The 20,296-nt window shown below is 55.8% G+C and carries 13 protein-coding genes and 1 tRNA gene; 9 read left to right on the plus strand and 5 right to left on the minus strand.

Annotated elements, in window-relative coordinates; translation table 11 throughout:
* Window positions 1-404: 404 nt before the first annotated feature.
* Window positions 405-478: transfer RNA gene (locus BMX96_RS12390), tRNA-Cys, on the plus strand.
* A gap of 62 nt (window positions 479-540) precedes the next feature.
* Here BMX96_RS12390 and BMX96_RS12395 read toward each other — a convergent pair.
* The 3 genes from BMX96_RS12395 to BMX96_RS12405 form a co-directional block, all read right to left on the minus strand.
* Window positions 541-1,566: a tyrosine-type recombinase/integrase gene (locus BMX96_RS12395; protein WP_236737052.1), complete on the minus strand. Its 1,026-nt coding sequence runs from the start codon at window positions 1,564-1,566 to the stop codon at window positions 541-543.
* Between the two features lie 198 nt (window positions 1,567-1,764).
* Complete coding sequence (locus BMX96_RS12400) at window positions 1,765-2,073, minus strand: hypothetical protein (RefSeq protein WP_091845782.1); 309 nt, start codon at window positions 2,071-2,073, stop codon at window positions 1,765-1,767.
* A 625-nt stretch (window positions 2,074-2,698) separates the two neighbouring features.
* Complete coding sequence (locus BMX96_RS12405; protein WP_091845783.1) at window positions 2,699-3,577, minus strand: ArdC family protein; 879 nt, start codon at window positions 3,575-3,577, stop codon at window positions 2,699-2,701.
* Window positions 3,578-4,147: 570 nt separating this feature from the next.
* Between BMX96_RS12405 and BMX96_RS12410 the strand changes: the two genes are divergently transcribed.
* Genes BMX96_RS12410 through BMX96_RS12445 form a run of 8 tightly spaced genes read left to right on the plus strand, consistent with a single transcriptional unit; the run spans window position 4,148 to window position 19,005 of the window.
* Window positions 4,148-5,020 carry a BrxR family transcriptional regulator gene (locus BMX96_RS12410; protein WP_091845784.1) on the plus strand — a complete coding sequence of 291 codons (873 nt, stop codon included), beginning with the start codon at window positions 4,148-4,150 and terminating at the stop codon, window positions 5,018-5,020.
* Between the two features lie 26 nt (window positions 5,021-5,046).
* Entirely contained in the window at window positions 5,047-5,631 is a 585-nt protein-coding gene (locus BMX96_RS12415) for a DUF1819 family protein (RefSeq protein WP_236737053.1), read from the plus strand.
* A gap of 1 nt (window position 5,632) precedes the next feature.
* Window positions 5,633-6,235, plus strand: coding sequence for a DUF1788 domain-containing protein (locus BMX96_RS12420; RefSeq protein WP_091845785.1), 603 nt, complete (start codon window positions 5,633-5,635; stop codon window positions 6,233-6,235).
* 4 nt (window positions 6,236-6,239) lie between these two features.
* Window positions 6,240-9,758, plus strand: coding sequence for a BREX system P-loop protein BrxC (gene brxC / locus BMX96_RS12425; protein ID WP_091845786.1), 3,519 nt, complete (start codon window positions 6,240-6,242; stop codon window positions 9,756-9,758).
* Window positions 9,758-13,252: a BREX-1 system adenine-specific DNA-methyltransferase PglX gene (gene pglX, locus BMX96_RS12430; RefSeq protein ID WP_091845787.1), complete on the plus strand. Its 3,495-nt coding sequence runs from the start codon at window positions 9,758-9,760 to the stop codon at window positions 13,250-13,252. The genes brxC and pglX overlap by 1 nt, the downstream gene beginning before the upstream one ends.
* Window positions 13,249-15,744 carry a BREX-1 system phosphatase PglZ type A gene (gene pglZ / locus BMX96_RS12435; protein WP_091845788.1) on the plus strand — a complete coding sequence of 832 codons (2,496 nt, stop codon included), beginning with the start codon at window positions 13,249-13,251 and terminating at the stop codon, window positions 15,742-15,744. The genes pglX and pglZ overlap by 4 nt, the downstream gene beginning before the upstream one ends.
* A gap of 9 nt (window positions 15,745-15,753) precedes the next feature.
* Complete coding sequence (gene brxL, locus BMX96_RS12440; RefSeq protein ID WP_091845789.1) at window positions 15,754-17,829, plus strand: BREX system Lon protease-like protein BrxL; 2,076 nt, start codon at window positions 15,754-15,756, stop codon at window positions 17,827-17,829.
* Between the two features lie 39 nt (window positions 17,830-17,868).
* Window positions 17,869-19,005: a DUF4268 domain-containing protein gene (locus BMX96_RS12445; RefSeq protein WP_091845790.1), complete on the plus strand. Its 1,137-nt coding sequence runs from the start codon at window positions 17,869-17,871 to the stop codon at window positions 19,003-19,005.
* A 186-nt stretch (window positions 19,006-19,191) separates the two neighbouring features.
* On the opposite strand, the gene BMX96_RS12450 is transcribed toward BMX96_RS12445, so the two are convergent.
* Both BMX96_RS12450 and BMX96_RS12455 read right to left on the minus strand, forming a co-directional pair.
* The gene (locus BMX96_RS12450; RefSeq protein ID WP_091845791.1) at window positions 19,192-19,722 is read right to left on the minus strand and encodes a uracil-DNA glycosylase family protein; all 531 of its coding nucleotides are present in this window, start codon (window positions 19,720-19,722) and stop codon (window positions 19,192-19,194) included.
* A 206-nt stretch (window positions 19,723-19,928) separates the two neighbouring features.
* A complete protein-coding gene (locus BMX96_RS12455; RefSeq protein ID WP_091845792.1) occupies window positions 19,929-20,126 on the minus strand; it encodes a hypothetical protein in 198 nt (65 codons plus the stop codon).
* Window positions 20,127-20,296: the final 170 nt, after the last annotated feature.

Consider the following 20,296-nt stretch of genomic DNA (forward strand, 5'->3'; position numbering starts at 1 on the left):
CGTCGCATTCGTTGCCAATGCCAAGGAGAGTGCAGCCGCCATCCGACGCGAGCTTGCCAGCGGTTGGTGAACGTCCCGTTACCGGCGCAGCGCAATCGATTGCCCAATGACAACCTCGAGCCGTATGTCGATTCCTCTGCATCTCTGATGTCCCAGGTTCCGTCATCAGAAAGGCTGGCAGATGCCGAAGAGGCGTGCCGAGAACAGACCAGATGCCACGTCTGTGCCAGCGAGCTCCGCGCGCCGGCGCTTCTCCCGCCAAGGACGTTCGAGCGCACCCGAAGGGACCCCCTCCCTTTCCAGCTGCCATCGAGTCGGTTCCAAGCACCCGCTCCGGCCTCATCCCGCGTAACGCCGCTTGCGATGCCTGGCGCTTCGGAGTATGCCCGCGTCACACCACCGGCGGCGAGTTGGCGGAGTGGTGACGCAGCGGATTGCAAATCCGTGTACACCGGTTCGATTCCGGTACTCGCCTCCATTTAAAATCAATCACTTACATCACTCCTTGCCGTGTTTGAGGCCCCGCGTTTACAGGGGCGTTTACATTTTTGTGTCTTGAGACAGTGATTTTGCTCGATTGAGCTTGCGCAGAACCGCATCGCTTTCGTCCGGGCTTACCTGCGCATAATGCTCGATTACCTGCGCCGCGTAGCGAACCGACCAGCCCATCAGAACTGCGATTTGGCGCAAAGACAGATCGGCATTCAGCAATCTTGTCGCCGCTGTCCCGCGCGTATCGGACAAAGTCTTCTCGCGCCCATCGATCCACGGTGGGATCTCCGCTTCGCGCCGCCACTTGGTGATCTGGTTCGATGCCCAACGGGCCGTCAAAGGCCTGCCAAGCTCTGACACCAGCAGCACATCTTGGCCCTCCGGCGTCTCTGCGATCAGTTTCTCAAGGGCTGAAGTGGCCGGGATATATGCGATCTGGCCGCGCTTACTGGTCCTGAAACGAAGGCGCTTGCCGTGCGGCGTGTCTTCGAATTGGTCCATTTTGACCTGAACCAGATCAGCTGCCCGCAAACCGGTTTCGCATCCTGCGGTAAGGATCCTCTGCACCCATTTCGGCGCGTGCTTATTGAACTGCGCTATGTCGCCACTCGTCCAAATGATCTCAGTCCGGTTCGATTGGTAGAGCTTCTTAAGCTTGTGACAGTGATGCTCTTTCAGCTTCCCCTCTTCCACCGCCCAATTCAGAACGCGTGTCGCATGGGTACCCGCCATGTCGTGCTGCTTGGGGGAATGAAGCCACTTCTTGCGCCAATTGTTAACCTCGCCCCGCGAGGCGCGCTCTTCGAACATCGCGACAGGATCGGCTCCGAACTCCTCGCGAAACAGCTCCAGCCACTTGCGGATATCCGCCTTTGAACGCTCAGCTTTAGGCAGGGACGCGCTGGACAGAAAATCGTCGACTAAGTGAGTCGTCAGATATTCAGCCGGGCTCGCGGGCGTACCGCACTGTGAAAACGCATGGAAGAATTCGGGCTCTTTGGGGTTCGGGTCCGTCCCTTCCCAAAATTTGGGGCCACCCCGCCAAGCATAGAAATGGTAGCGAACACCGGACACGACCTTGCGCCGGACACGGTGGACGCCCTTGGGAAGGTTACTTCTGGGCACGGCGCGCTCTCCGCTGTGCAACGAGGCTCGGTTGGGAAGTGGCCTCGCGTTCTGCTGCGCTGATGCCCTGAACAGCATCCAATCGCGCGCGGATGACGGTATCTTCCAGACGCGCTGTCGCAAAATCATCACTGTGATAGTCAGGGATCATTGGATTTCTCCCGCCTTGTGCTTCCAACGCGGAGCGATGTCTTTGAACGGCACCGTGAAGGGCGGCAGCGCGTCAAAGCCGTTCGAGCTTTTGACCACCTTCACCTTGGCGCAATCATCCTCGACGCTGAGGATCTTGACGCAGAACACGCCGCCCAAACCCGACGGAACAACGATTTCCTTCAGCTCGTGCCGATGCTTCCCGCAATAGACGCAGGTGCTATAAAGCCCGTCGATGATGTGACCGCCGGTCTCGCGATCACAGTCGCAGGTCCAGAATTTAGGGGGCTGATATTTGTGAGCCATTTGTGGCCTCCTCTTGGGTGCTGCGGTTGGGGCTTGCGCCCCCTTCCGCCGATGGGCTGCACACCGGCCAATCTGATCTGACCGAATACGCATGTATTCGGCGGAACAGAGTGGGTGGGGGCACAGCCCGACCCACGGCCCAGGAGCGGCCAGTCAATGGGTCAAAGCCAGCAACTGGTGCGGCCCGCAGCGCGCCTTCGCGCGAGGACACGGGTTGCAGGCTTTGACGACGCGCCCGCGCGGCGCTTGCCCATTGACGGGACGTGACAGGGATGTTGGGCGGACCAATCAAATTGAAAGAAGCCTGAAGGAGGTGAGCGGGCTGAAAGCCAGTCGATCCTCCGCACAGTCCGTTTCTCAGAGCGGCCCGTGCGCAGCAGCACGGGCCACAATTTATCATCCCGATCAAAAATGCCTGCGCCCCGCCACGTGAAGCGGGCCGCAGGTGCTCAAAGCTCAACACCGGCTTTCAAGTTGCCGTCCGGATCCAGCCATGAACGGGCCTCGGCGCAATCTAGGCAAATGCACGAACAACTGCCTTTCACGATGACCGGCGCGAGAAAGATCACTGGGTTTGACGCGCCGCATTTGCGGCACGTCATTGGGGGTAAGATTGCGGGGCCGCTCATGCTGCGGCCGCTTTCGACTGACCTGCGGCTGCTAAGACAAAATCGGCTGCCTTCTGTGCCTCGGACGCCGCGCGAAAAATCGCCCGCTTGTCCTCTTTGAGAGCTTTCAACCACCCTTCAACATAAGCGGCGCTTTGGTCAAATTCCGGCGGGACACCAATCTGGGCACCAAGGAAACAAGCGCCGATTTCTGCGACCAGCTCTTCAAAGGCATAGGCTTCGCGGTTCGCAAATTTCTTGATCCGCTCAAGCCGCTTTTCGCTACCGGTCCAGTGGATTGTTTCATGGGCAAGGGTCGCAAAATACCCTTTTGTACTAAGAAAGGTCGCTACGGGCGGCATATGGATGTGATCCTTGGCCGGGCTGTAATAGGCTCGCGGCTCATCGGTGGTCACGATCTCCGCACCCGTGCGAGCAAAAAACGCCTCAAGCTCGGGATCGGCCTCAGTGCCAAGATCGCGCGGGGCCTCGGGCCGGATGTAGTAATCCTCCGGCAAACCTTCGATCTGATCCGCATTGAACACACGATAGGCGCGCGCATAGGGAAGCTCTTCCTCAATGCCCAATTCGTTCTCTTTGGTGAACGTCCCGTATTTGACCACGGTGGACGACGTTTCGCCTTTGCGGACTTGGCCGCCCAGCTCCTGCGCCTGTTTGTAGGTCATCCAGCGGCTGGACACATAGCCATGCTCGGCCGCCATGACCCAGAGCATCAGGATGTTGATCCCGCGATACTCCTCGCCGTTGTGCCGTGTCGGCAGGGCAATGCCGGACGCACTCCCGGTCCACGGCTTGCGCCATGGCGGCGTGCCCGCCTCGATCTCTGCAATAATTGTGTCGGTGACATGGGCATAAACATCAAACTTCGGTGCCATTTGTGGCCTCCTCGATCAAAGTGACGCGGGTGAGGCTTCGCGCCCCCTTCCGCAGATGGGCTGCGCCTCGGCCACCTGATCTGACCGAATACGCATGTATTCGGCGGAACAGAGTGGGAGAGGGCAAAGCCCGACCCACGGCCCTGAACGGGGCTGTCAATCGGCCACATTTGCGAAGAAAATGTCTGCGCCGAAATCAGACGCCAATTTGCCCCGCAAGGAATGGCTCGCCCGCGAGACAGGGGAAATTGGTGGCTGATTTTGGGGATGGACTAAGGTTGACCGCCACGGTCAGGGATGTTGGGCGGACCAAACAAAATTGATGATGTCTGGATCGGGGTGAGCGGGCCAACGGCCCGTTGAGCCTCGGTGCAGTCTACTGGGAGATGTTGCCCGCGCGCTTAAGCGCGGGTTCTTCTGAAACCATGCGATACTTCCCAGGCCGCGCGCGATACAAAGCCAAAGCAGTCCCACAACCCGCTGACAGAATTACAAGATATCGCAGACGGTCCGCTGAGTATATGGTTCTTAAATGTAGACCCATCCTCTAGGTTGAACTAGACTTAAGCTATGACAAGCGAATCGAATAGTCTTTCACGATGGCAGCAGGATCGCCGTGCATTCATTGAGCACAGGGTCTTTTGGCGTGGACGTGTCGGCCTTGCGGATCTGATGGACGTTATGGGCCTTAGTCGAGCTCAAGCTTCGAAAGACCTCAATAGCTACATCAATGATCATCCCGAACACATCATCTACGATAAAACGGCCAAGACCTACGTTCTGGGCCCGAAGTTCGAAGAACACTACACTGCGCTTGATCCGTCAGAGTATCTTGATGATCTCCTATCGATCTCACGGGGCGGTTCAGTCCCCACTGCAGACTGGATTGTCTATCAGCCGGACATTCTGGCAACCACTGTGCCTGGGCGCGGACTTAGCGCGCTAACGCTTCGCAACGTCTTATTAGCCTGTGAACAGGGCAAAGAGCTGCAAATAAGCTATCAGTCGATGTCGTCCCCCGATCCAGAAGCTCGCGTTATCATTCCTCATGCCCTCGCACATGACGGATTTCGTTGGCATGCGAGAGCGCTATGCTCAAAAGACCAGGTCTTCAAAGACTTTGTTCTCGGACGCATACTGAAAAGCGCATTGGGGGAACAATCAGATGTCGACGCCGGTACAGATGAAGACTGGCACCAAACAATAACGCTCAAAATCGCACCGCACCCTGGCCTGTCTGAAAACCAACGCAGGATTGTCGAGCTCGACTATGCAATGTATGACGGGGCGGCAGAACTTTCAGTGCGAAAGTGCCTGTTGTTCTACAATCTAAAGCGGCTTGGCCTTGACGTTGATCCTAGTATCCGCGCCCCACAGGATCAGCACATAGTTTTGATTAATGACGGAGAAGTCCGCGCTGCTCTCGAAAGGGGGCGGCGATGAGTGCTTTCGCGAGACAAGACTACAAGATGTCATTCAGCACCGGCGGGCTCTTCCTGAACGAAAGCCTGGAAGTCGCGCGCTTGCATGAAGACGGTGAAGCCTGGGAAGACACAATTCTCAGAGCCATGGAGGAAGGCACAACCAGCCTACCGAAATCAGCATCGAACCGTCGATCGTTGCGCGAAATTTCTAACCGCCTGCTTACTCTTACAGATGAGGAACGCGCTTACCTTGTGGAAGAGGCTGACCGTTCCGAACAGCAGGCGATGTTGTGGATCGCCACATGCCGCGCATATCGGTTCGTTCGTGAATTTGCGGTGGAAGTGGTGAGAGAGCGATACCTATCTTACCAACTCGATTTACCGCTCGAAAGCTTTGACATTCTTTTTGAGGCAAAAGCTGAATGGGATGAAGGACTGGCCGGATTAAGTCGGTCGACCCGCCTGAAACTTCGTCAAATCATGTTTCGCATGATGCGTGAAGCCGGGATCATTTCAGAAGATGATCGCATTCAAACCGCGATTATTTCCACACGTTTGAAACACATGATTGAAGACCACAACCCCGGCGAGCTGGCCATTTTTCCCAGCGTTCCGGTTGAGGGAGCTTAATTTGAAACGAGAACTGAACCGGAAAGAGCGGGCCGAGCACCTTTACCGCGTGATCACTAGTGAACGCTTCCTGACCAAACAAGGCCTAGGGAATGAAGTGCCATTTTTCATCTATCCCTTTCCCGCCGAGGAAGGGCTCACCATGGTTGAGGATCGTGAAGATCTTGTGACCCGAATTCAGCACTCCGGTACTCGAGTGTTGGACCTGAACCTCTACGATCTCGCGCTCGAGATACTTTCAGAGCGCGGGATCTTAGAGCAGGTTCTTGAAATTGAGGCCGACAGTAGCAAGGGTGAGATCAAGGAACTTCTACAGGGCGTCTTGGACCCACAGGCTCATCTGATCCCGCATATTGGCCAGGCGATCCGAGCGACCCCACATGACGTCATTTTCTTGTCAGGCGTTGGTGAGGTATACCCTTTCATCCGCTCTCACAACGTGCTGAACAACCTACAAAGCACTGCGAAAGAAGCACCAACCGTTCTCTTCTTCCCAGGAAGCTACACCCATGCTTTGGCGACTGGCGCGTCATTGGATCTCTTTGGTCAGCTTCATGACGACAAGTATTACCGCGCCTTCAACATTCTGAATTACGAGGTCTAAGACCATGGCCCAGCTGCTAAAAGACATTTTTGAGAAACCCGTTGATCGCGCCATTGACGGCGTCATTAAGGCCGATGACGAGGCAAGCCTTCGCGTCGAACTCGACGAGTACGTCATCACGGGGGAGATCGGCCAACGGCTGGAACAGTTCCTCGAGGCCTACAACAATTATGACACTTCAAATGGCGTCTGGATCTCTGGCTTCTTTGGCTCTGGTAAGTCGCACTTGCTGAAGATGCTGGCTCTACTGCTTGAAAATCGTGAAGTCGACGGCAAAACCGCTCACGAGATCTTCGCTGAGAAGCTCAAAGGCGAACCAATGCTGGCAGGCGCACTCAACAAGGCCGTTTCCATCCCGTCGAAATCGATCTTGTTCAATATCGACCAGAAGGCAGATGTGATCTCGAAAACGGATGTAGATGCGCTTCTATCTGTCTTCCAAAAGGTCTTTGACGAAGCCTGCGGGTTCTATGGCAAACAGCCTCATATCGCGCAATTCGAACGCGATTTGCAGGGGCGTGGGCAATTCGAGGCATTCAAAGAAGCTTTTCGAAGCGCTGCCGGGAAAGACTGGGAGCGCGGTCGGGAACAGGCGCTACTCGAAGCCAAGAACATTGCGACAGCGTTTGCAGAAGCAACCGGTGGTGATCCTTCAGATGCAAAAGACATCCTGAGCCAATACCGGAAGGACACACGCGTCTCGATTGAGGACTTCGCTGGAACAATCAAAGCTTGGATCGATGACCAGCCCAAGGGCTTCCGGCTAAACTTCTTTGTTGACGAAGTCGGCCAGTATATTGCGGACAATGTTAAGCTAATGACCAACCTGCAAACCATCGCAGAGAGCCTTAACACCAAATGCAAAGGGCAGGCTTGGATCATAGTAACTGCGCAGCAAGATATGGCGTCGGTTATCGGCGACATGACGCAACAGCAAGAGAATGACTTCTCCAAAATCCAGGCCCGCTTCAGCAACCGCATGCCGCTGAACTCGGCCGACGTCGCCGAAGTGATCCAGCGCCGCCTCCTCGCCAAAACGTCGGAAGGGCAAGTAACGCTTGGCAACCTTCATGACCGCGAAGAAAACAACCTCAAGACCCTGTTCGATTTTGCTGACGGCTCGATGAAGCTCAAAAACTACCGGGATCGCGAGCACTTCATCTCAAGCTATCCTTTCCCTCCCTATCAGTATGACCTCTTCCAAATGGCGATCACGTCTTTGTCGGAGCACAACGCATTTGAAGGCAAACACAGCTCGGTCGGTGAGCGTTCGATGTTGGGCGTTTTCCAAGAGGTCTCTAAGAAGCTGAAAGACAAAGAAGTCGGAGGGCTGGCCACTTTCGATCTCATGTTCGAAGGAATCCGCACCGCACTGAAATCTTCGGTTCAACAGAGTATTCAGATTGCCGAAAAAAACCTGGACGATCCTTTTGCCGTTCGGGTTTTGAAATCCTTGTTCCTCGTCAAATACGTCAAAGGCTTCAAACCGTCGGTTCGAAACATCGGAATTCTGCTGCTGTCAGAGTTTGAGGCGGACCAGACGGGCCAACGCCGCAAGATCGAGGAAGCATTGAGCCGTCTGGAAAGGGAAACCTATATCCAGCGGAACGGCGAGGTCTACGAGTTCCTGACGAACGAAGAAAAGGATGTCGAAGCTGAAATCAAAGCCCTCGAAATAGACCCTTCTGAGCTCTCAAAAGAACTCGAAACCCTCGCATTCGATACCATTCTGCGTCATCGCAAGATCAAGCATCTCGCAACTAACAGCGAATATTCCTTTACCCGGAAGCTTGATGATCACGCGGTTGGTCGCGAGTACGAACTGGCAATCAATCTCGTTTCGCCCCTCAGCGACGAGGTTGAAAGCCCCGATGGCATTCGAATGAAAACCATGTCTCGGGAAGAGCTCGCGGTTGCCATGAAGCCAGATGCCAACTTCGTCCGCGACCTGATCCTGTTTAAGCAAACGGACAAGTTCATCCGGCAGTCCCGCAGCGGTTCTCCGCAGCCGGGCCGCGACCGTATCGTCGCAGAAAAAGGCGAACAAAACGGCCGCCGCGCAAAAGACCTTGAAATGCGGCTTCGCAAATTGATGGGAAGCGCCCGACTCTTCGTCAGGGGTGACGAATTGGAGATCGGTGGAGAGGATGCTCAAGAGCGCATAAGCAAGGCATTCCAGTCCCTGGTCGACAAAGTCTACACCAATCTCCCGATGCTGCGCGGCGTCTGCTATACTGAGGCCGATATCAACAAAGCGGTACAATCGGAAAGCGGGCTCTTCGGTTCTGACGGTACGGGTATCAACGAAGCCGAACAGGACGTCCTCAGCTTCATCAACGCGCAGGCACGCAACGGGGTGAAGGTCTCCGTCAAATATCTGGCTGATCGGTTCACATCCAAACCCTACGGCTGGCCAGTTACCGCAGTCCTTTGCCTTGCGGGCAGCTTGGTTGCCAAAGGTAAGATCGAAGCGCGCGTCGACAGCGCCATCAAGGAAGGCTTGGACCTTGCCAAGGCGTTGAACAACAGTCACGCGCTTCCGAACATACTATTGACCCCTCAGACAGAATTCTCCGCTGCAGAAATTCGTCGAGCGAAGGAACTTTATCAGGAGCTCTTTGCGCAGCCCTCATCGGGAACAGACGCGCGTGGTTTGGGTGCGGAATGGGCTACAAGCATTGATACGCTCGAAGCCGAGGTAGACGGTCTTATTCGCCTGTCACACCGCTACCCTTTCCTGACCGCGCTCGAGCCGTTCCATGAACTGCTGCGGGGCATGAAGGGCAAGCCAGCGAACTGGTATATTTCCGACGCGCCCAAGCGCGAGGATGACCTTCTGAACGCGAAGGAGGATATCCTGGACAAGGTGAAGTCCTTCATGGGGCGCGCACAAAAGGGTATCTACGACGATGCCCGCGATATGCTCACCAGCCAATCTGCCAACATCGACTATGTCGATCCTGATGCTGGGGCGAAGCTGCGCGCTGCATTGGAGGATCCGGCCTGTTTTAAAGGGTCGTCGATCCAGAACCTCAAATCCGACCTGTTTGATCTGAAAAACAAGGTCGAACTCAAGGTGCTTGAGGAACGCAAAGCCGTCATGGCAGAGGTCGAAGACGTCTATGCTAAGATCGCACAAATGCCGGACTTCCAGGCGCTCGACCCGGACAAACAGGCCCGCATCACCACGCGGATCGAGAGCCATAAGGCAGGTCTCGACACGGTCACGCTAATCCCCGTGCTGCGCGACCGTGCCAATGGCGCGCGCACCAACTTGCTTTCGGACGTTGTCACCGAACTCGACCGCCTCGCGCGCCCGGCACCTGCACCCGAGTCGCAGCCCGGCATGTCGGACCGGCCAGCACCCGCACCGCAGCCCCCCACAACGGTCCTCGCCTCGCAGCTGAAGGTCACAGCCCCCAAAACGCTGCTGACCGATGAGGCCGACGTCGACCAGTACCTTGAAGAAATGAAAAAGACCCTGCTGGCCGAAATCCGCGCGGGTAAGAAAGTTATTGTGTAATGGATACCAACGCGCTCAAGAAATTTGCCCAGGCCGCCCGCAACCTGTTGATCGATCAAGTCACCTCAAAGCTCGACGTCGTGTTGGCCGAGGGCAGCGCCGCGCGGCGCGAGGCCCCAAAGGCGGTCAAAGACCTCGAAAACGCCATCAACAAAGCCGACAAACAGCAGGTCATCGAACAGGTCGCCTACACCTGGTTCAACCGCTTCACCGCCCTGCGCTTCATGGATGCGGGCGGCTACACGCAGGTCCGCACTGTCTCCCCCGCCGACGGAGCCACACGACCAGAGCTGTTGTCAGAAGCGATGGCGGGCAACCTGCCGGACGGTGCCCCCACGACGATCCAATCCCTCCTCGACGGGCGCACGCCGTCGCATGACCCGCAGGCCGAGGCATACCGCCTCCTGCTGGTCCATACCTGCAACCAGTGGCACGGCCCCATGCCGTTCCTGTTCGAACAGATCGACGACTACACCGAACTGCTGATGCCCGAGGATCTGCTGTCACAGACCTCCATCCTCGCCGAACTGCGCAAGGTCATGACCGAGGACGCCTGCCAGGATGTCGAGATCATCGGCTGGCTCTACCAGTTCTACATCTCGGAGAAGAAAGACCAGGTCTTCGCGGGTCTCAAGAAGAACCAGAAAATCACGGCCGAGAACATCCCCGCCGCGACGCAGCTGTTCACCCCGCACTGGATCGTCCGCTATCTGGTCGAGAACTCGCTGGGGCGGCTCTGGCTGCTGAACCATCCGCACAGCGGGTTGGCGGCCAAGATGGACTATTACATCGCGCCGGAAGAGCCCGAGACGGATTTCCTGAAAATCACCAAGCCAGAAGATATCCGCATCTGCGATCCTGCCGCAGGCTCGGGGCACATGCTGACCTATGCCTTTGACCTGCTCTACGCCATTTACGAGGAAGAGGGATATGACGCGACCGAGATCCCCGCGCTGATCCTGACGCACAACCTGACCGGGGTAGAGATTGACGACCGCGCGGGCGCACTGGCTGCCTTTGCGCTGGCGATGAAGGCGGCGGCAAAGCTGGGGCGGCGGCGGTTCCTGCGGATGGAGGCGAAACCCGACATCTGCGTGTTGCAGAACGTGGCCTTTACCGACGCCGAGATGCAGGACGTGGTCGCTGTGGTGGGCAAGGATCTGTTCACCGATGAGCTGCGCGAGACGCTGGGGCAGTTCGAGCAGGCCAAGAACTTCGGCTCGCTGATCGTGCCGAAGCTGCGCGACCCGGCCGAGACACTGCGGGTGGTCGAGGCGCGGGATTTTGGCGGCGACCTGCTGCTGAAGGACGTGCAGGCGCGCGTCGTGGCCGTGCTGCGCATGGCCGAGGCCCTGTCGCCGAAGTATCACGTGGTGGTAGCTAACCCGCCGTATATGGGCGGAAAAGGGATGAATGACGTCCTTAGTGAAAAGCTAAAGGCTGAATATTCAAACTCGAAGTACGATCTGTTTGCCGCCTTCATTGAGCGGTGCCAAGCACTCAACATGGGAAAGGCATTCAGCGCGTTGGTTACAATGGAAAGCTGGATGTTTATCTCACGGTATGAGAAATTTAGAACCAGCTTTTTCGATCGATCAGCGATCCAATCGATGGTTCACATGCCTTACCTTGGCAAAGGTGGAACCAGCATGGGAATCAATTTCGGGACCACTGCGTTTGTTGCAGAGAAAGCTCGGAAAGAGAATTATCCCGGGAACTACCAGTGCATACGCTACTATGAATGCGACGAGAGAGGTGTCCCGAATTCATTTCCACTGGAGAATGAAAGGACCTCAGTTACCACAACGGCAGATTTTGAAAGTCTACCGGGAACTCCCGTCGTGTATTGGTGCTCTGGTCAGGTAAAAGCACTCTTTACAGAAACCCCCGCGGTCTCCGAGTTTTCTGAAACCAGAGAGGGCTTAACAACAGGTAGCAATGATCTTTTCCTTCGTGAATGGCAAGAAGTATCTTTTGGCAAAGCAGGTATAGGGATCACCTCGACGGAAGAGGCTTCTGCCACAGATTATCGTTGGTTCCCGTATGTAAAAGGCGGGGAGTATCGGCGTTGGTCCGGAAACTTTGAGCACTTCGTAAATTGGTATGATGATGGACAGGAACTTAGGAAGTTTGCTGATCCTAAGACTGGGCGAATTCGGTCACACAATTACAATGGTGACTATGGTTTTCGCGGCGGGTTCACTTGGTCTGGGATGTCGAGTGGTAGTTTCTCCGTAAGACATGTCCCTGAAGGATTTATGTTTGATGCAAAGGGGCCAATGGGCTTCCCGACTGGAACATCCACAACTGCTGACCTTACAGCTTTTCTGAATAGCCGTGTCGCGGATCATCTTCTTAAAATGCTCGCTCCTACGATGGATTTTAAGCTTGGGCACGTCCTAAACCTACCCCTTGTGTCAGATCTTGGCCCCAGTGTTTCTCAAACTGCAGATCAATTGGCAGATTGGGTGAAATCCGACTGGGACGCCTACGAAACCTCTTGGGATTTCACCACGCTCCCGCTGCTCTCCGAGGATCATCGCGGCGAGACGCTGGCGGAGAGCTATGCCACGCTGCGCGCCCACTGGCAGTCCATGACGGACGAGATGCAGCGCCTTGAGGAAGAGAACAACCGCATCTTCATCGACGCCTATGGTCTGCAAGACGAGCTGACCCCCGAGGTGCCGATCGAAGAAATCACCCTCACCTGCAACCCCGCCTATCGCTATGGCGTGAAGGGCAGCGAGGACGACCGTGAAACCCGCCTGCGCGCCGACACCATGGCCGAGTTCCTCAGCTATGCCGTGGGCTGCATGTTCGGGCGCTACAGCCTCGACGCGCCGGGCCTGATCCTCGCCAATCAGGGTGAGCGGCTGGAGGACTACCTCGCCCGCATCCCCGAACCGCGCTTCATGCCGGACGAAGACAACGTCATCCCTGTGCTCGATGGCGATTGGTTCGCCGACGACATCACCGAACGCTTCCGCCTGTTCCTGCGCGTGACCTTCGGCGAGGCGCATTTCCGCGAGAACCTGCGCTACATCGAGGACTCTCTGGGCAAGGACACCCGAAAGTATTTCACCAAGGATTTCTACGCCGACCACGTGAAGCGCTACAAGAAACGCCCGATCTACTGGATGGTCTCCAGCCCCAAGGGGACGTTCAATGCCCTGATCTACATGCATCGCTATCGCGGCGACACAGTGTCGGTGCTGCTCAACGACTACCTGCGCGAGTTCATCACCAAGCTGGAGGGCGAACGCGCCCGGCTGGAAAAGCTGGCCGATGATCCGACCGCGACGCAAGGCCAGAAGACCAAGGCGCTGAAGGATGTGGCCAAGGTTGCCAAGCAGATCGACGAGTTGAACGAATGGGAACGCGACGTGATCTTCCCGCTGGCACAGCAGAAGATCGAGATCGATCTGGATGACGGGGTGAAGGCCAACTATCCGAAGTTCGGCACGGCCCTGAAGAAGATCGCGGGGCTGTCATGACGGAAAAGATCAAGGCGGGCCTAGAGCGGCTGTTTATCGATCAGCGGATTGTCTTCTGGTACGACGCCGCGCGCGACATGCGGGCCGAATATGACGCCGTGGACCTGCCGGATGTGGAAAAGGTCGAGATCGCCAATAACGAGTTCGGCCTGAAGTACCGGATGCTGCGGCAAGAACCGAAACAGAAGTTTCTGGTCTTCCACGACGGCCCCGCGCCCGAGATGGCCGACAACTGGCTGCTGGATCTCTATTTCGCCTGCGGTGTCTTCAAGGCCGATCAGGCGGCGATCTGGCTAGCTGAACTGGGTTTGCCGCTGCAGTTCGAAGACGCGGTGCGCGACCACATGGAGTTCTACCGCGCCAAGAGCCGCATCGAGGCGCTGAAGCAGATGCTCACGCCATCGGACACCAAGACCGATGTGCTACGCCGCATGCTGGCCGTCTGCGCCGGGGCTGAAGGTGCCTTGGACACGGTCATCGAGGAGCTGCTGGCAGAGCTGGCGGACGAGCGCGACGATGCGATGCGCCTGATGGAGCGGTCCGGTCTGACAGAGTTCTTCTGGAAGCAGGTTGAGAATGCCTACGGCTATGTCAGCGATGCGCCTGACTTTGAGGATTTCGCGATCACATTGTTCCAGTCCTGCTATGCCCGCGCCCTGGGCGAAGATGGCAAGCTGAACGGCGAGGCACTTCTTGTCTTCCGCCGCTGGAAGAACAATCGGCTGGGGGCGCAGGCGTTTGAAACGCTGAGTGGGAAGTACCAGGAAATCTTGCGGATCCCAGAAGACGTGCAAGAGCGCGACATCAAGGCCTTGCGTGCCATCGACCATTTTGAAGAGATCGACCGGCAGATCATCCGCTCTCTGGTGCGTGAGATGGCAAGCCAAACGGTCTCATCAGCCGAGGTGCTGAAGACCGTGCGAGAGAGGCGGCAAAGCCATTGGTACCCGACCTATGAGGATATTTATCAAGCCATCGGCTATGCCACAGAATTCCAGCAGGCGTTGGCTGAGGCGAACCTGACCATGACCTCCCCCGCTGAGGGGGTGAAGCGCTATGTTTCGCATTGGTACAAGATCGACCAACTCTACCGCAAATTCATCTATCATATGCAAAAGAGCGGTCAGTCCTCTCTGCTTAGCGCGTTGTTCGAAAGCGTAGAGAACCGCTACACGACCAACTTCCTGTCTGCCGTCAATGACGCCTGGCAAGATCAGATCGCTGGACTGAGCGATTGGAAGATATCGGGATTTGCGCATCAGACCGATTTCTATATGGACCAGGCCGCCGAATTCCGCCGCCGCGATCAGAAGGTGGTGGTAATCATCTCTGACGCGTTGCGCTATGAGGTTGCAGAAGAAGCCCTGCGCGAGATCCGTAAACTGAACCGGTTCGACGCCGATCTAAAGCCGATGATTTCTGCTTTGCCCAGCTACACGCAACTCGGCATGGCTGCGCTCTTACCGAACAAGGATCTGGAGCTGTCGGAGGACGGCAACGTGTCTTCGTTTGGCTTGCCTACTCAGGGAACCGCTAACCGCGAAAAGGTTCTGGGCATGGGGCGTGCCGGAGACCGTGTCAAAGCCATGAAGGCCGATGATTTCATGAGCTTGAAGGCGGACGACGGAAAAGAGATTTTCCGCGATCATGACATTCTCTACCTCTACCACAACAGGATCGACATCGTTGGCGACAAGCTCGCCACTGAGGAACGCGTGACAGAGGCTGCAGAAGTCGCTGTCGAGGATCTGACCAAACTGGTCCGCAAGCTTACGACGGCCAACTTTTCCAACATCCTTGTGACGGCGGATCATGGCTTCATCTATCAGCACCGGGCATTGGATGAGACTGACTTTTCGGTAGCGGCTCCCGCTGGTGCGGAAATCCTTGTTAAAAATCGTCGATTTATCATCGGGCGAGACCTGGATGCGACATCTGGAATGAAGAAGTTTTCATCCTCAAATCTGGGTCTATCAGGCAACTTGGACGTTCTGTTGCCCAATTCGATCAATCGTATGCGCGTCAAGGGAGCGGGAAGCCGGTTCGTACATGGCGGGGCCACGCTTCAAGAGGTCATTGTTCCCGTACTCCGTGTCGGCAAACGACGCGAAGCCGATGTTGAAAAAGTTGAAGTGCAGATCATCGTCACTGGAAAAAGCTTGATCTCTTCCGGCCAAACGGCCGTCACTCTCTATCAAACTCAGCCAGTTTCAGAGAAGCAGCAACAGCGTAATGTTCTTGCTGGGATTTACGCTTCGGACGGCACGCTCATCTCAGATGAGCACCCGCTGACCTTTGACTACACCTCGCAAAATGCGCGCGAACGGGAGCTGCCCATCAAGTTCCTGCTTTCTCGCGATGCTGATCGGTTCAACGACCAGGACGTCTTCCTCAAGCTTCGCGAACGTATCGGCAAAACGAGCCACTTCGAAGATTACACAAGCCACCGTTTCCAACTGCGTCGTGGCATATCGACAGATTTCGACTTTTAAGGACCTATCATGAGCGCACTCGACGAAAAGATTAACGAGCATTTCGCGGGCTACGTGGTCCGCAAAGACCTTGTTAAAGCGGTCAAAGGCAACGCAATCGTTCCAACATATGTCCTCGAATACCTGCTTGGGCAGTACTGTGCGACTGACGACGAAGCATCGATCGAGAGCGGCATCGAAACCGTCAAAGAAATCCTTAGAAAGCACTACGTTCACAGAAGCGAAGCGGGACTGATCCAATCCACGATCAAGGAAAAGGGTCGCTACAAGGTCATCGATCAGATCAGCGTCTCACTGAACGAAAAAACAGACAGTTACGAAGCCACGTTCGACAACCTGGGCATCAAAAAGGTTGCGGTGGATAGCGGAACGGTCAAAGCGCACCCAAAGCTGCTTGTGACCGGCGTATGGTGTATTGCCGATGTCCAATACGAGTTTTCAGAGGACGCAAGAACATCTCCGTGGGTGCTCGAGACCATCAAACCCATTCAGATCGCAAAGGTCGATTACGAGGGGTACAAGGAGGCGCGCGCGCAATTTTCCAAAGAAGAGTGGATCGATCTCCTGATGCAGTCGATCGGCTTCAATCCTGAAGCCTTCGGCCGCCGAAGCAAGCTCCTGCAGCTGATGCGCCTGATCCCCTTCGTCGAGCGAAATTACAACATCATCGAACTTGGCCCAAAGGGTACGGGTAAATCGCATATCTACTCTGAGTTTTCGCCACACGGCCAGCTGATCTCTGGCGGCGAAGTGACCATCCCGAAGCTGTTTGTAAACAACTCGAATGGGCGGATCGGACTGGTCGGCTACTGGGATGTCGTGGCCTTTGATGAATTTGCGGGACGCGAGAAAACCGCGAACAAAGCCTTGGTCGATATCATGAAAAACTACATGGCAAACAAGACCTTCTCGCGCGGGGTTAACCCCATGGGGGCAGAAGCGAGCTTCGCGTTTGTCGGCAACACAGACCACAATGTGCCATTCATGCTCAAGAACAGCGACTTGTTCGAAGCCCTGCCGCCCCAGTTCCATGACTCTGCATTCATTGACCGCCTCCACGCTTATCTGCCTGGCTGGGAGATCGACGTGATCCGAGGCGAGATGTTCACCACTGGCTACGGGTTCATTGTCGACTACCTCGCCGAGATCCTTCGCCATTTGCGCCAAGAAGACTTCTCCAACCGGCCGGACCTGCATTTCAAAGTCAGCGAGAAGATTTCAACCCGTGATCGGGACGCCGTCTACAAGACCATGTCGGGCTTCCTGAAGGTGATTTTCCCTGCCGGAGATGAAACAGCCGATGACGTTGAAGAGCTCTTGCAGCTCGCACTTGAAAGTCGAAAGCGCGTAAAGGACCAACTGTTTCGGATCGATGCGACCTATCCAGATGTCGACTTCTTCTACACTGGCTCTGACGGGGAAAAGCGGCGCGTCCAAACCGTCGAAGAGCAAGAGTTCCCCCAATTCTACTATCTGAAACCTGCCTTAGACCCAAAGCAGCAGGACCAATCCACTGATGCAGTCGATGATGACGTCATCGAAGTCGAACATGTGCCGCGCGAAACATCGGAGACCTCAGCGCCCGCCAAGCCGCGCACCGAAGAGGGGCACCACGTATTCGCCGAAAACCGAAAGGGCGTCAGCTACGATAAACTGTTTGGGCCCTATCTGGACGGTGCATCTCGGATCGTGGTGACAGACCCCTACATTCGCTATTTTTACCAGATCAAGAACATGATGGAATTCGTCGAAATGGTCATTCAACGCAAGGCGTTGGAAGATCAAGTGGCCATCCATCTTGTCACCGGGCCTGATGACGGAAACGTGCAAAAGCAACGCGAATTGCTGGAGAGCATTACCGAGGCATGCATTGGTTCGGGCGTTGATTTCACCTGGGCATTTGATGGTTCAGGGACCGCGCACTCGAGAGATATCGTCACCGATACCGGCTGGAAAATCGTACTTGATCGCGGTCTAGATATTTTCCAAGCGCCTATGCGACGTGACGGGTTCAGCCTAGGTGACCGCCTGCAGGAGCACCGCATGCTGAAGAACTTCTATGTGACCTATGTGCGGCAAGACTAACGGTGAAACTGAGTAGATATTTCATAAAAGAGCCAAGCCATGTTCCGCGTTGATTTGAACCAAAACCGTTTGTCCCGCCTATCCCAAAAGCGCTTTTCTGAGTTGAACCTGCGCGAGCGCGACCATCTGCAGGAGTGGCTGGCGAACCAGCCTGACGCCCTCGGTGAAGAATTGCTGATCATTCAGAAGGAGTTCGACGGGTTTGATGAAACCCGCGAACGCCTGGATCTCTTGGCGCTCGACAAGGACGGCAACCTCGTTGTGATCGAGAACAAGCTTGATGACAGCGGCAGGGATGTCACCTGGCAGGCGCTGAAATACACCGCATATGTCTCGGGCCTGACAAAGACGCAGATCGTCGACATCTATCAGCAATACCTCGACCGCTATGCGGGCGGTGGCAATGCGGCCGTGCGGATCTGTGAGTTCATGGAGGTCGAGGAGTTGGAAGAGACCGTCCTGAACCCCGGTAATGACCAAAGGATGATCTTCATCGCAGCCAATTTTCGGCGCGAGGTCACGGCAACGGTGCTGTGGCTCCTTAGCCGCGGAATTCGCGCACAATGCTTCAAAGTGACCCCATATTCGTTTGGCGACGAGCTGATGGTCGACATTCAGCAGATCATACCTACGCCTGAGGCGGCAGACTTCATGATCGGAATGTCTAGCAAAGAAAACGAAGAGAAAGCCATTCAGGACACACAGAAGAAGCGGCATAAACTGCGCTTGGACTTCTGGGAAGCGGCCCTTGAACAGCTGCGTGTCGACGGCGTTACACTTTACCAGAATATCAGCCCTACCAAGGATCATTGGCTCAGCGCAGGATCTGGGACCCGGTCTTGCCCCTATCAGATGATCTTCTCGAGAGATGAAGCGCGGGTCGAGATAAGCTTGCAGCGGTCAGAAACCGCAGAGAACAAATGGCTGTTCGATCAATTATATGGACAGAAAGATACGATCGAGGCGGCGTTCGGTGCTGAGCTTGATTGGCGACGCATGGATGACAAGAAGGCAAGCCGCATCGTCTACGCTCAACCCTTTGACGGTTTCAACCGGGAAGCATGGCCCGAGATGATTGGTTGGCTTGCGGCTCATATCCAAAAACTGGAAGCGGCTTTCAGCGAACCGCTTTCGCGACTAAACCCGCAGGTCCGCTCTCAAGACGAAGCTACCTAGCTGGCAACCTTTTTTTCAGCGATGAAGGCCAGGACGGGAAACCCGCCCTGGCGCTCAGGTCACTCGGTGACCGGATCTTCGTCCCGGCGCGGAAAGGGGACCATTTCGACGTCGGGGATCCTATCGGGATTTCGACCTCAGAACAGAGGCAGCCCAATTTCGCACGCTTTGGGCCGTCCGCCGGCTTCACTCAACTGCAGCGAATTGGTCTTCAGCCCAGTGGCGAATTTTTTCTTCTCGCGGCATGCCTCGATATTGGCGCGGAGTATTCCAGGCTTGGGTTGATGGGTGCCCTGTTCGGTAGGCTCTTATGTCAGGAATATGCTCTTCAAACACTTCGTGGGCGAACTGTGCCGCCTTTCCCAGATAAACGATGATTTCGGGCTGAACGCGTTGCAAACGGGCAATGAGCCTAGCCCGGTTCTCGGGTGCCAGAACGTCCTGTCTGCGTGGCTGCGTGCTCCCATCATATCCCTCGCGCTCGGGATATCTTGGCAGTGAATGTGCATTGACTAAGCTGTAGGCATCTAGTTGCGGCGATGGAAAAACCAGCGGATGCAGGACCTGCAAGCGTCGCAGCATGATTTCAAGATTTTGTCCGGACTGCCCTGCGAAAGGCCGTCCGTCCCGTTCTTCTTCACGTCCAGGACAGGCCCCGACCAGCAGTACTCTTGGATGTACATCGACAAATCTGAAATCAGCGGCGTTCCTACACATCTCGAAAACCTAGCTGACCATGATCGGGAACCCAAGGGCACCGGCGACGTGGTGCGAATACGTCCTTACAGTCCAGCCGATAGCGAAGTGAATACGGCAGAAATCAATCGGCCATGCCCACGAAATTTCACCTGAAAGCCGAACTACAGATTAGTTCTGTCGCCCCAGAAGAAAGCCAGGGCGGGAAACCCGCCCTGGCGCTAAGGTCACTCGTTGACCGGTTCTTCATCGCGGCGTGGGAAGGCGACCATTTCGACATCGGGGAACATGCTGTGTTTGACGTTGATCGAGGTGATGTTGCCGCTGTCGTCGGTGTTGACGAAGAGGACGCCGCAGCGGTCCCAGAAGTTCTTGCCGTCTTTTTCGCCGGATTTGACGTTCAGTTTCAGAGTTTGAGTAGCCATTTTTCGATCCTCACTTTGAATGTTTCGATGAACATGACCAAAGCTGGCACCAAGGGGCTGTCAGCGAGAAAATTGCCTCGCGAGGAATGCGCTGGCGCAGGGGAATTTTCTGATTGAAGTGGGGACTGCCCCGCGTCTGACACGGCTGCCCGCTTATGTTCAGCAATCGG

This window comes from Palleronia pelagia (assembly GCF_900110115.1).
GTDB classification, from domain to species: domain Bacteria; phylum Pseudomonadota; class Alphaproteobacteria; order Rhodobacterales; family Rhodobacteraceae; genus Palleronia; species Palleronia pelagia.